The organism is Escherichia sp. WS1118 (assembly GCF_046487695.1).
Taxonomy (GTDB): Bacteria; Pseudomonadota; Gammaproteobacteria; order Enterobacterales; family Enterobacteriaceae; genus Escherichia; species Escherichia coli.
In genome coordinates, this window is the sequence record NZ_JBJQIZ010000008.1 from 26,099 (window position 1) to 39,267 (window position 13,169).

9 protein-coding genes are annotated in these 13,169 nt (G+C 52.0%); 6 read left to right on the forward strand and 3 right to left on the reverse strand.

The features are described 5' to 3' along the window. Positions 1-1,353 carry a molecular chaperone gene (gene yegD / locus ACJHYO_RS14610; RefSeq protein WP_000469700.1) on the reverse strand — a complete coding sequence of 451 codons (1,353 nt, stop codon included), beginning with the start codon at positions 1,351-1,353 and terminating at the stop codon, positions 1-3. 133 nt (positions 1,354-1,486) lie between these two features. Here yegD and alkA point away from each other — a divergent pair, with 133 nt between their 5' ends. Continuing rightward, positions 1,487-2,335 carry a DNA-3-methyladenine glycosylase 2 gene (alkA, locus tag ACJHYO_RS14615; protein ID WP_000288390.1) on the forward strand — a complete coding sequence of 283 codons (849 nt, stop codon included), beginning with the start codon at positions 1,487-1,489 and terminating at the stop codon, positions 2,333-2,335. Positions 2,336-2,444: 109 nt separating this feature from the next. On the opposite strand, the gene ACJHYO_RS14620 is transcribed toward alkA, so the two are convergent. Beyond that, on the reverse strand, positions 2,445-5,762 hold the full coding sequence (locus ACJHYO_RS14620) for a diguanylate cyclase (RefSeq protein WP_021541084.1): 3,318 nt from the start codon (positions 5,760-5,762) through the stop codon (positions 2,445-2,447). 317 nt (positions 5,763-6,079) lie between these two features. Between ACJHYO_RS14620 and udk the strand changes: the two genes are divergently transcribed. From udk to asmA, 3 genes are all read left to right on the forward strand, one after another. Continuing rightward, complete coding sequence (gene udk, locus ACJHYO_RS14625) at positions 6,080-6,721, forward strand: uridine kinase (RefSeq protein ID WP_001295424.1); 642 nt, start codon at positions 6,080-6,082, stop codon at positions 6,719-6,721. A gap of 91 nt (positions 6,722-6,812) precedes the next feature. Further along, positions 6,813-7,394 carry a dCTP deaminase gene (gene dcd / locus ACJHYO_RS14630; protein WP_001234767.1) on the forward strand — a complete coding sequence of 194 codons (582 nt, stop codon included), beginning with the start codon at positions 6,813-6,815 and terminating at the stop codon, positions 7,392-7,394. Between the two features lie 21 nt (positions 7,395-7,415). Next, positions 7,416-9,269: an outer membrane assembly protein AsmA gene (asmA, locus tag ACJHYO_RS14635; protein WP_085455428.1), complete on the forward strand. Its 1,854-nt coding sequence runs from the start codon at positions 7,416-7,418 to the stop codon at positions 9,267-9,269. A 67-nt stretch (positions 9,270-9,336) separates the two neighbouring features. On the opposite strand, the gene ACJHYO_RS14640 is transcribed toward asmA, so the two are convergent. Beyond that, complete coding sequence (locus ACJHYO_RS14640) at positions 9,337-10,920, reverse strand: TerC family protein (protein ID WP_085455427.1); 1,584 nt, start codon at positions 10,918-10,920, stop codon at positions 9,337-9,339. Between the two features lie 658 nt (positions 10,921-11,578). Between ACJHYO_RS14640 and wza the strand changes: the two genes are divergently transcribed. Next, on the forward strand, positions 11,579-12,718 hold the full coding sequence (gene wza, locus ACJHYO_RS14645; protein ID WP_000978098.1) for a polysaccharide export protein Wza: 1,140 nt from the start codon (positions 11,579-11,581) through the stop codon (positions 12,716-12,718). A 5-nt stretch (positions 12,719-12,723) separates the two neighbouring features. Further along, positions 12,724-13,167 carry a low molecular weight protein-tyrosine-phosphatase Wzb gene (gene wzb, locus ACJHYO_RS14650; RefSeq protein ID WP_000482901.1) on the forward strand — a complete coding sequence of 148 codons (444 nt, stop codon included), beginning with the start codon at positions 12,724-12,726 and terminating at the stop codon, positions 13,165-13,167. The last annotated feature ends 2 nt before the right edge of the window (positions 13,168-13,169 follow it).

Below are 13,169 nucleotides of genomic sequence, written 5' to 3' on the forward strand. Positions count from 1 at the left end.
TTAACGAAACACCACTTCCGCCCAGCGTGCCAGCCCGGCGGTGACGGAGCCAAAGTCATCGCCGCCTGCAATCGGAATGCCCGGCAACTGTTCTGCCAGCGCTTTTTTAATCAGCGGCGAACGGGCGCTACCGCCGGTCAGGTAGATAACGTCCGGTTTTTCCTGGGCGTTATCCAGCGCCAGTTGCACCTGTTCCAGAATCCGCGCCAGTGGCTGGCTGAGGGCGCTTTCCAGCCCTTGCTGGCTAATCAGCGTAGCCAGTCCATCGCTGATAAACGGCAGTGAGGCGCGGGTTTCCGCTACACTTGAAAGGGCGATTTTGCTCTCTTCTGCGCTACGCACCAGGCGATAGCTTAAACGCTGACGCCAGACTTTCTGTAACAGGGCCACTTTTTCCGGTTCACGGGCATCGCGTACCAGATCGTTAAGCAGACGACCGTTAGCACTACTGTAGAAATCACTCTGCGCAGGAACGTCGTTGATCGCAACCGCATTCCACCACGGCAGAATCGGCAGGGCGATGCCTTTTTCGGTTTCGCCACCCATGCCCAGTAACGGCATCAGGTTCTTAAACGCCAGTGCGATATCCAGATCGTTACCACCAATACGGCAACCACTATGACCCAGCAGGCTGGCTTCACGATCGAGGCGCGCACGCCATTGCGGCCCCATCAGCAGCAATGAACAGTCAGTCGTACCACCGCCGATATCCACTACCAGCACTCGTTTTTCTTCCTGCAAGGTGGCTTCGTAATCCAGCCCAGCCGCGACCGGCTCGTACTGGAATACCACATCCTTAAACCCGGCACGCTTCGCCGCGCGTTCCAGAATCCCTTGCGCCTGGGTGTTTGCTTCATCACCGCCCAGCCCCTGGAAGTTGATCGGGCGACCAATCACCGCCTGAGTAATTGCCTCCGGCAGCTGCGCCTGCGCCTGTTGGCGAATGTGCAACATCATTGCGCAGACCAGATCCTCAAACAGCGCTACCTGCTGCGGTTTTAAGCCGCTGGCACCGAGGAACGATTTTGGTGATTTCACAAACCACACTTCTTCTGGATCATCAATGTACTGTGCCAGTGAGGAAAGACCGAACTGCACGCTTTTCGCCGTAACATCGATATCTTCTTCGCGGTTATAACGAATCGCCCGACGCAACAGCGCCTGCGTTTCATCGTCGTCTGCCGGAACATCATGATGGCGGTACAGCCATTCGCTTACAGCTTCACGCGTTGGCGCGCAAAGCATTGAAGGCAGCAGCGTGCTGTCGTTTTCCATTTTTAGCAAATGCGGTTTACCGTCGCGCATGACCGCCACTGAACAGTTTGCTGTACCGTAATCAAAACCAATAAACACGAAATAATCCCCATGCCGGTGAAGAAGGGGCGTGACTTTAGCGAAATGTTGCCGTCGCGACAACCGGAATATGAAAGCAAAGCGTAACGTCTGAATAACGTTTATGCTGAAAGCGGATTAACAAGGAGATGCGATGTATACCCTGAACTGGCAGCCGCCGTATGACTGGTCGTGGATGTTGGGATTTCTCGCCGCCCGTGCGGTGAGCGGCGTGGAAACAGTCGCGGACAGTTATTATGCCCGTAGTCTGGCGGTAGGCGAATATCGCGGCGTGGTGACTGCTATTCCGGATATAGCCCGCCATACTCTGCACATAAATTTAAGTGCAGGTTTAGAACCTGTTGCCGCTGAGTGTCTGGCGAAAATGAGCCGCCTGTTTGATCTGCAATGTAACCCGCAGATTGTTAACGGTGCGTTGGGCAAGTTAGGCGCGGCGCGGCCAGGATTGCGTTTACCTGGTTGTGTTGACGCTTTTGAGCAGGGCGTGCGGGCGATTTTAGGCCAACTGGTGAGCGTGGCGATGGCGGCAAAATTGACCTCCAGAGTGGCACAGCTTTATGGCGAACGGCTGGATGATTTTCCGGATTATGTCTGCTTCCCCACGCCTCAGCGCCTGGCAGTAGCCGACCTGCAGGCATTAAAAGCGTTAGGTATGCCGTTGAAACGGGCAGAGGCGCTGATTCATCTGGCAAATGCGGCGCTGGAGGGCACCTTACCAATGACAATACCGGGCGACGTAGAACAAGCGATGAAAACGCTGCAAACCTTTCCGGGTATCGGGCGCTGGACTGCAAATTATTTTGCTTTGCGTGGCTGGCAGGCGAAAGATGTTTTTCTGCCGGATGATTATCTGATTAAACAGCGATTTCCGGGAATGACGCCGGCACAAATCCGCCGTTATGCCGAACGCTGGAAGCCCTGGCGTTCTTATGCGCTGTTGCATATCTGGTATACGGAAGGCTGGCAACCAGACGAAGCATGACGTTGGTCGCCGGATGCGGTGCGAGCGCCTTATCCGGCCTGGGGAATGAGCGATTTGTAGGCCTGATAAGACGCGTTAGCGTCGCATCAGGCAATGGGCAAACGCTCCCTTAGTTAATCGCGAAATAACTGCTATTTACCAGCAAATCCAGCGGTTGGGCATTGGCAATCACATCACCATAAATCAGATCGACGCCGATGCCCGAAAGCGTATCCATCACTAAGGGTAAAACGACTGGCCCGGCGATAGTCTTCATCCCGAGCCGCTGAGCGTGCCCCTGAATGATCGTAATCAGCATCTCATCCATCAAATTACCCTGCACGTTGGCGCATAACTCACCATCAAGTAGCAGGTAATCTGCCATATTTGCTTTCAGCGAGTTGAAGATTTGCAGATCTCGGCCCACCTGACTGAATACGATCCGACATCCCGCCAGCCGCAGTTTTTGCACGCTTTCTGCGTGATCGAAAATCGCTTCTGCCGGAATAATCAGATGTAATAACCGTGCTGGTAGAGGGCTATTTTCCAGCTGCTCAAGCAGTTCATTCACCAGCGTGGCGCTACTCAAACCAGCAACGGAAAGGGGAAGGGCGATGCTTAAGCCTTTACTGGCAACCGCTTTTGCGGCCTGCTGGAAAAAATCGTGGCATACCCGTTGGTCAAGAGCATGGCTAAGTGCCGGATCGCTGAAGCTACGACGAAATGTTTGTTCATCAATAATCTCGCTTTCGCAACTCCAGAGCTTAAGTGAAATCAGCCACAAATTACTTGCTTCCGGGAGCCGTGGCGAAGCGATGCCGTGGGCGATCATCATCAACTGATTCTCTTTAATCATCCGCCACTGTTCATCAAGCGATATCGCCGCCCGTTCGCTATGTGCGGCAGCTTGCTGCGGTTCGTAAATCGTCACCCGGCCCCGGCCACCATTTTTGGAGGCATAACAGGCGATATCAGCCTGCGACATCACTTCAGCTGCCTGATGATTGTTGTCATCAATCAAGGTAATCCCGGCACTGGCACCTACCCGATGCACACGTCCTTCCCATATAAAGTGATAGTCATTCACGGCACTGATAATGCGTGTAGCGATAAAACGAGCGCTTTCAACATTGCAGTCTGGCAGTAGCAGACCAAATTCATCACCACCGAGCCGCGCCAGCACGTCGCTGGAGCGCAGCATACTCAGCATCAACGACGCCAGTTCGCGCAGTAAAGCGTCGCCCGCCGCATGCCCGGCGCTGTCATTCACCGCTTTAAAGCGATCAAGATCGATAAACACCAGGGCATGTCGCTGATGCGTACTGTTTACCGTTTGCAGCAGGATACGCAGTTGCTTCTCAAAACTGGCGCGATTGGCGAGATGCGTCAGTGCATCATGGGAGGCGCTGTAGCTCAGCTGGCGCAGCATTTTGCGTGATTCGGTGACGTCCTGAATCACCAGTACCGAGCCTATATTGCTGCCGTCCAGAGTACTTAACGGCGTAATACTGTAATGCACGTCGTAGCTGCCGCCGCTCCGGCAGTGCAATACCACATCTTGTTCAATCGCGGAACGTGAGGTGTCAGCACTGTAAATGTTCTCCATTAATGGTCCGTTGTCGCCAAAAGTAATATGCAACACCGTCAGGAGCGGAACACCTAACGCTTCTTCCTGCGTCCAGCCGCTCATCTTCTCCGCCACTGGATTCATAAAGGTAATTTTCATTGCCATATCAATACAGACCACGGCTTCGCCGATGGAGTCCAGCGTAATGTGCAGGCGCTCTTTTTCCTGAAACAATGCCTCGTTAAGCTGTTTAACCTCAGTCATATCCATATTAATGCCGAGCAGGCGTTCAACTTCGCCTTCTTTATTCAGTACCCGGTTGGCGAGAGCGCGGATATGGCGAATACCGTCTTTCACGGCAATGCGAAATTCCAGTTTAAAGGGCGAGCGTGATTGCAACGAATCACGAATCACTTTTTCGGCGTGCTGGCGATCTTCCGGCAGCACGCACTCGTACCACACCTGCCAGTTCGGTTTGATATGCGGAGGAATTTCATACAGCTCGAACATCCGCTTATCCCAACTAAAAATATTCGGCTTCAGCTCCCACTCCCAGATGCCAATCCCGCCAGCTTCGTTGGCCAGCGTGATGCGCTCCATCAGTTGTTGATTGACCTGTTCGGTGCGTTTTAGCTCGTTAATGTCTTCAATCTGAGCGATAAAATAGAGCGGCGTGCCATCCGTGTGGCGCACCAGTGAGACGGCAAGCAACGCCCAGACAACATCGCCATTGCGGTTGTAGTAACGTTTTTCCATTGAATAGGTGTTTATTTCACCGCTTATCAGCTTTTCAACCTGTTGGAGATCTTTATTGAGATCCTCCGGCCAGGTCAGTTGCTGAAAGGTGAGTCCGCGCAGCTCTTCCTGACTGTAACCGAGAAACTGGCAGAGCGCTTTGTTGGATTGCAGCCATTGTCCCTCGGTGCCCACTAACGCCATGCCGATAGCGGAATATTCCATCGCGTTCCGAAAGCGGGTTTCGCTTTCGGAAATGTGTTTGCGTTCCGCACGAAAGGCATACATCACCATCGTCATGATGTTGGCGGGCAGCAGGATCAGCAAAAACGGTAGCCACGGCATATGGCTCATCAGGTACGTACGCGGCGTAGCAAGCAGGGAGGGATCCGCGGCCATCATCAGCGACACCATCATCACCGTGGTAAGGAAGATCAAAAAGGCTTCCATTCGTGGCAGGCGCACGGCGCTCCACATCAACAACACAATAATGAAAGTAAAAGGCCACGGCAGATACAGCATCGAAAGCCAGCTTAACGTCAGCGTGATGGCTAACGTGAGCAGCGACTCAAAAAGCAACCTTGGGTTGCGATGGCGCAGCAGATAGTGTGGTTTAAATAACAATCCCAGCGGCACCAGTGCCAGAGCGCCGATGGATTCTGACAGTACCCATATCAAAAATGCCCTGAGAGGATCGTCTCCGGGCGTCAGCAGGACAACCAGAACACCCCCCAACAGAGGCGGAATAATGGCGCTGCCGAGTGCCAGACGCAGCCAGTCAGCCAGATTTTGCAAGGGGTTATACCACGGCAGCAATTTACGTAGCAGCACTGCCCCGACCACGGCTTCAACAATATTGATGGTCGTCCAGGTCATGTTCAGCGAGCTGGTGGAAAAAAGCAGGATGGATGCGGCGATATTTCCCAGCGAGCAGCTCAGCGCAATTCCCGGCCACATGCGCCCGGCATGGCGATAAAACGCCACCATCATGATGGAGGTCGGGAACCACAGTGGGGCGAGTTGGGTGCCAAACTGCGAAAGCTCAAGTGAGAAAAGGGTGAAGATAAACGAGACTAAACCTAAACTGACCAGGTGAAGCAGCGGGTGGGGCAGGGCAATTAATACATGCTGTGATTGTTTGCTCATTACCGCTTTATCCGCAAGGCCAGGTCGCCAGTATTCGTTTCTGTGTTTATGCTAGTACAAAAGTTTTACATTTTATATGCGAATTGCTCATAAAGTGACGTAAAGGCGGATAATTTGCGCAACTGCGTATAACATTTTTTACCTTGTATAAAACTGATCAACGTAATTTGCCACCGGGAATTCTTCGTCAACAATTAACTCTGAGCGCGCGGCAACGCTATTCGACTGGTATCAGGCGGATGAAATCCCTATAATTGCCGCGTTTGGCGCTTCGTCGCCCCCTTCCTAACATCCAGGTTAATCAGGTCGCTAAATATATGACTGATCAGTCTCATCAGTGCGTCATTATCGGTATCGCTGGCGCATCGGCTTCCGGCAAGAGTCTTATTGCCAGTACCCTTTATCGTGAATTACGTGAGCAAGTCGGTGATGAACACATCGGCGTAATTCCCGAAGACTGCTATTACAAAGATCAAAGCCATCTGTCGATGGAAGAACGCGTTAAGACCAACTACGACCATCCCAGCGCGATGGATCACAGCCTGCTGCTTGAGCATTTACAAGCGTTGAAACGCGGCTCGGCAATTGACCTGCCGGTTTACAGCTATGTTGAACATACGCGTATGAAAGAAACGGTGACGGTTGAGCCGAAGAAGGTCATCATTCTCGAAGGCATTTTGTTGCTGACGGATGCGCGTTTGCGTGACGAACTTAACTTCTCCATTTTCGTTGATACCCCGCTGGATATCTGCCTGATGCGCCGCATCAAGCGTGACGTTAACGAGCGTGGGCGTTCAATGGATTCAGTGATGGCGCAATATCAAAAAACCGTGCGCCCGATGTTTCTGCAATTCATTGAGCCTTCTAAACAATATGCGGACATTATCGTGCCGCGCGGCGGGAAAAACCGCATCGCGATCGATATATTGAAAGCGAAAATAAGTCAGTTCTTTGAATAAGCTTGATAAATTGTGTACCGTTCAGTGATAACCTGGTATGCCCTTGACGTAATTGGCGTTAAGGGAGTGATGCTCGAAAGGAGAAAATGCCATGCGTCTGTGTGACCGAGATATTGAAGCCTGGCTTGATGAAGGCCGTTTGTCGATCAACCCACGTCCGCCAGTGGAGCGTATTAACGGCGCGACGGTGGATGTGCGCCTGGGCAATAAATTTCGTACCTTCCGTGGTCACACGGCAGCGTTTATCGATCTGAGCGGTCCCAAAGATGAAGTGAGCGCCGCGCTTGACCGCGTGATGAGCGATGAAATCGTGCTCGACGAGGGCGAGGCGTTTTATCTTCACCCAGGAGAGCTGGCGCTGGCGGTGACGCTGGAGTCGGTGACGCTGCCAGCCGATCTGGTGGGCTGGCTGGACGGGCGTTCTTCACTGGCGCGTCTGGGGCTGATGGTGCACGTCACCGCGCACCGTATCGATCCGGGCTGGTCTGGCTGCATTGTGCTGGAGTTTTACAACTCCGGTAAGCTGCCGCTGGCGCTGCGTCCGGGCATGTTAATTGGTGCGCTGAGCTTTGAGCCGCTCTCCGGCCCGGCGGCGCGACCTTACAACCGCCGTGAAGATGCGAAATATCGCAACCAGCAGGGCGCGGTAGCCAGCCGAATCGATAAAGACTAATTCAGGCCCATTGAGGATACCATGAGACGATTTCTGACGACGCTGATGATACTCCTGGTCGTGCTGGTGGCCGGGTTATCTGCGTTAGTGTTGCTGGTGAATCCGAATGATTTCCGCGACTATATGGTCAAGCAAGTTGCTGCACGTAGCGGTTATCAATTGCAGCTCGACGGGCCACTGCGTTGGCATGTCTGGCCGCAGCTTAGTATCCTCTCCGGGCGAATGTCTCTCACCGCCCAGGGCGCAAGCCAGCCACTGGTTCGCGCCGACAACATGCGTCTGGACGTGGCGCTTTTACCACTACTGAGTCATCAACTGAGCGTTAAGCAGGTGATGCTAAAAGGGGCAGTGATCCAACTGACGCCGCAGACGGAAGCAGTGCGCAGTGAAGACGCTCCGGTTGCACCGCGCGACAATACCTTGCCGGATCTGTCAGACGATCGCGGATGGTCGTTTGATATATCCAGTCTTAAGGTGGCGGACAGCGTTCTGGTGTTCCAGCATGAAGATGACGAGCAGGTGACCATCCGCAATATCCGCCTGCAAATGGAACAAGATCCTCAACATCGTGGCTCATTTGAGTTTTCCGGGCGGGTTAATCGCGATCAGCGCGATCTCACGATATCCCTTAACGGTACGGTGGATGCTTCTGATTATCCGCATGATTTAACGGCGGCTATTGAACAAATTAACTGGCAGTTGCAGGGTGCCGATTTACCAAAACAAGGTATTCAGGGGCAGGGGAGTTTCCAGGTCCAGTGGCAGGAGTCACATAAACACCTTTCATTTAACCAAATTAGTTTGACCGCCAATGACAGTACGCTGAGCGGGCAAGCACAGGTCACGTTGACAGAGAAACCGGAATGGCAGCTGAGACTGCAATTCCCGCAACTGAATCTTGACAACCTCATCCCCCTTAATGAAACAGCGAATGGTGAGAACGGTGCCGCGCAGCAAGGGCAGAGCCAATCAACGTTGCCGCGCCCGGTCATTTCTTCGCGTATTGATGAACCGGCCTATCAGGGACTGCAAGGCTTTACGGCTGATATTTTGTTGCAGGCCAGTAACGTGCGCTGGCGCGGAATGAATTTTACAGATGTTGCCACGCAAATGACCAACAAGTCGGGTTTGCTGGAAATTACTCAACTGCAGGGCAAACTTAACGGTGGACAGGTTTCACTGCCGGGCACGTTGGACGCGACATCAATAAATCCGCGGATAAACTTCCAGCCACGGCTGGAAAACGTTGAGATTGGCACCATTCTGAAGGCGTTTAACTATCCGATTTCGTTGACCGGAAAGATGTCACTGGCTGGTGATTTCTCCGGTGCTGACATAGATGCCGACGCATTCCGCCACAACTGGCAAGGACAGGCACATGTCGAAATGACCGACACACGCATGGAAGGGATGAACTTCCAGCAGATGATTCAGCAAGCGGTAGAACGTAATGGTGGTGATGTGAAGGCCGCTGAAAACTTCGATAACGTGACGCGTCTTGACCGCTTTACCACCGATTTGACGTTGAAGGATGGCGTCGTGACGTTAAACGACATGCAAGGTCAATCGCCAGTGCTGGCGCTGACAGGGGAAGGCATGTTGAATCTGGCAGATCAAACCTGTGACACCCAGTTTGATATTCGGGTCGTGGGTGGCTGGAACGGGGAAAGCAAACTGATTGATTTCCTCAAAGAAACGCCAGTACCGCTGCGGGTTTATGGCAACTGGCAGCAACTTAATTACAGCCTGCAAGTGGATCAATTACTGCGTAAACATCTACAGGATGAAGCAAAACGCCGTCTTAACGACTGGGCCGAGCGGAATAAAGATTCCCGCAATGGCAAAGATGTGAAGAAGTTGCTGGAGAAGATGTAGGTTACCAGGTGACCTGTCCTGTAGGCCTGATAAGACGCGTAAAGCGTCGCATCAGGCCTACATGCCATCACACCTCGTACTCCATCTCGCCATCCTTACGCAGCGGAATAATCTGTACCTTCTGCACGCGATGGCTTTCCACCTGCAACGTTTTAAGCAAATAATTCCCCACCTGAACTTCTTCGCCAGGTTTTGGAATACGCTGCAAATATTCCATCAATAGCCCGGCAATGGTGTGATATTCACGTTTTTCATCCAGCGGCAGCGGCACATATTGCACCAGATCTTCCAGCGGCATATGACCATTCGCCGTCCAGGAACCGTCGGCATTCTTCTGAATATCATGGCGGGCGTCGATCTCTTCCACTTCATTCGGTAAGTTACCGGCAATGGTTTCTGTGACGTCACTTAATGTCACAATCCCTTCCACCGAGCCAAACTCATCCACTACAAAAGCAAAGTGTGTGCGGGCATTACGGAACTGCTCCAGGGCAGGTAACAACGGCAAGGTTTCCGGGAACACCAGCGGCTGGCGAATCAACACCCGCAGGTTGAGCGGTTCGCCGCGCAGTGACTGTTGTAACAGGTCGATAACGTGAACAACACCGAGCAAATCTTCTGCGTCATCGCCATCAGTAACAACAAGCCGCGTATGCTGATTTCGCTCCAGTAACTGGCGGATCTCGTCTTCCGGCGCGTTGAGATCGATATGCTCAATATCGTGGCGCGACGTCATAATGCTGCTGACGGTACGCTGGTTAAGATTAAGTACCCGCTCAATCATCCGCCGTTCCTGCGGATTAAAGATTTGCTGATTATCATGATCCACCAGCATAGACGCGGTTTCGGCATCCAGTTCCGCATCTTCTTTTTGCCCGCTTAACAGGCGCATTACCGCTTCGGTAGTTCGCTGGCGCAGCGTCTGGTTAGCGGAAAGAAAACGTCGCCGGTTAAAGATAGCCAACTGATTGAGCGCCTCGATCATCACCGAGAAACCAATAGCAGCGTACAGGTAGCCTTTCGGAATGACGAAGCCGAAACCTTCTGCCACCAGGCTAAAGCCAATCATCAACAGGAAGCTTAAGCAGAGAATAACGATCGTCGGGTGACTGTTAACAAATTGCGTTAACGGCTTGCTGGCCATCAACATCAGGCTGATAGCGATAACGACGGCGGCCATCATGACCAGTAAATGGTCGACCATCCCGACGGCGGTAATCACCGAGTCGAGTGAGAAGATGGCGTCCAGTACCACAATTTGTGTCACCACCCCCCAGAACTTCGCACCTTTGCGTTGCGTGGGGTTATTGCTGTCTTTCCCTTCCAGCCGTTCGTTCAGCTCCATCGTGGCTTTGAACAGCAGGAAGAAACCACCAAACAGCATGATTAAGTCGCGGGCGCTAAAGGTAAACGAGCGGAAGCTGAACAGCGGTTGAGTCAGGGTGACCAGCCAGGAGATTGACGCCAGCAGTAACAGGCGCATTAACATCGCCAGCAGCAGCCCGGTAACCCGTGCGCGGTCGCGCTGCTTCGGCGGTAGTTTTTCGGCGAGGATGGCAATAAAGACCAGGTTATCAATGCCGAGGACCAGTTCGATCACAATCAGCGTGATTAATCCAGCCCAGATAGACGGATCGGCAATCCATTCCATAGTAAGTACAAAACCTATTCGTTGTATGACAAATGTCACAATTCGATCATGGATAAATCGGGGCAAAAATGCAATGTTGCAGCACTATTTATCTCATATTATTTGAGGGTTATAACTTCACATTATCCCCGAATTATAAGTGGTAATAATAAAGCGTTATTTAAGAAATATCGCATGTGGAGACGCAATATTAAATATTGTCAACCTAAAGAAACTCCTAAAAACCATATTGAATGACACTTAATATAATTCTTAAAAATAGCCAATTGCCGAATTGTTACCTTGCCTGCTATTCCGTTAGCTGTAACACTTCCTCCTGCATTATTGGAGAGCTAATATTCAATTACCATAATGTCACCTTATATTCGGAAGTTAATTTCCGCAATAACCCTTTCTCATCAACGACTGTATGTTGAGAGGGTTTTAAAAATTAAGCTAAATCAGTGTATTGGTAGCTAAAAAGCCAGGGGCGGTAGCGTGTCTGGATACCTGAAAGACCAGTCTGAATTATTCTGTCAATAGCCTGCGGATGAAATCAATTTTTTTAGGACTGATGCCTGTTAAATTTTTATTCAATTAACTGCAAGGTAAATGTGCATGGCGACATTGCTATTAATAGTGCACAGGATAATTACTCTGCCAAAGTGATAAATAAACAATGATGAAATCCAAAATGAAATTGATGCCATTATTGGTGTCAGTAACCTTGATAAGCGGTTGCACAGTACTTCCGGGCAGCAATATGTCGACGATGGGTAAAGACGTCATCAAACAGCAGGACGCTGATTTCGATCTCGACAAAATGGTGAATGTTTATCCGCTGACCCCGCGCCTGATTGACCAATTACGCCCACGCCCCAACGTAGCGCGCCCCAATATGACGCTGGAAAGCGAGATCGCGAATTACCAGTATCGCGTCGGGCCGGGGGACGTTCTTAATGTCACCGTCTGGGATCACCCGGAGCTCACCACGCCAGCCGGTCAGTACCGCAGCTCCAGCGACACCGGCAACTGGGTACAGCCTGACGGCACCATGTTCTACCCGTATATCGGCAAGGTTCACGTCGTGGGGAAAACGCTCGCTGAAATCCGCAGTGATATTACCGGGCGCTTAGCGACGTACATCGCTGATCCGCAGGTGGACGTTAATATCGCCGCCTTCCGCTCACAAAAGGCCTATATCTCCGGTCAGGTGAATAAATCCGGTCAACAGGCGATCACCAACGTGCCACTGACCATTCTCGACGCCATCAACGCCGCAGGTGGCCTGACTGACACCGCTGACTGGCGCAACGTAGTGCTAACACACAATGGTCGTGAAGAACGCATTTCTTTACAGGCGCTGATGCAAAACGGCGACCTCAATCAGAACCGACTGCTTTACCCCGGCGATATTCTCTACGTGCCGCGTAATGATGATCTGAAAGTGTTTGTGATGGGTGAAGTTAAAAAACAGAGCACCCTAAAAATGGACTTTAGCGGCATGACCCTGACTGAAGCCCTGGGCAATGCTGAAGGCATCGACATGACCACCTCCAACGCCAGCGGCATCTTTGTCATTCGTCCGCTGAAAGGCGAGAGCGGGCGTAACGGCAAGATTGCCAATATCTACCAGCTGGATATGTCCGATGCCACGTCGCTGGTGATGGCGACAGAATTCCGCCTGCAACCTTATGACGTGGTGTATGTCACCACCGCCCCGGTTTCCCGCTGGAACCGTCTGATCAATCAGTTGCTGCCAACTATTAGCGGTGTCCGTTACATGACGGATACAGCCAGCGACATTCATAACTGGTAATCGTCATGTTTAACAACATCTTAGTTGTCTGTGTCGGCAATATTTGCCGTTCCCCGACGGCGGAACGCTTACTGCAACGTTATCACCCGGAGCTAAAAGTGGAGTCCGCTGGACTCGGCGCGCTGGTCGGTAAGGGCGCTGACCCTACTGCTATCAGCGTCGCCGCAGAACATCAACTGTCTCTGGAAGGTCACTGTGCACGGCAAATCAGCCGTCGCCTGTGTCGCAACTACGACCTGATTTTGACCATGGAAAAGCGCCATATCGAACGCTTATGCGAGATGGCACCTGAGATGCGCGGCAAAGTGATGCTGTTTGGTCACTGGGATAACGAATGTGAAATCCCCGATCCGTATCGCAAAAGCCGGGAAACGTTTGCAGCGGTGTACACATTACTTGAACGGTCTGCCCGCCAGTGGGCGCAGGCATTGAACGCAGAGCAGGTATAAGA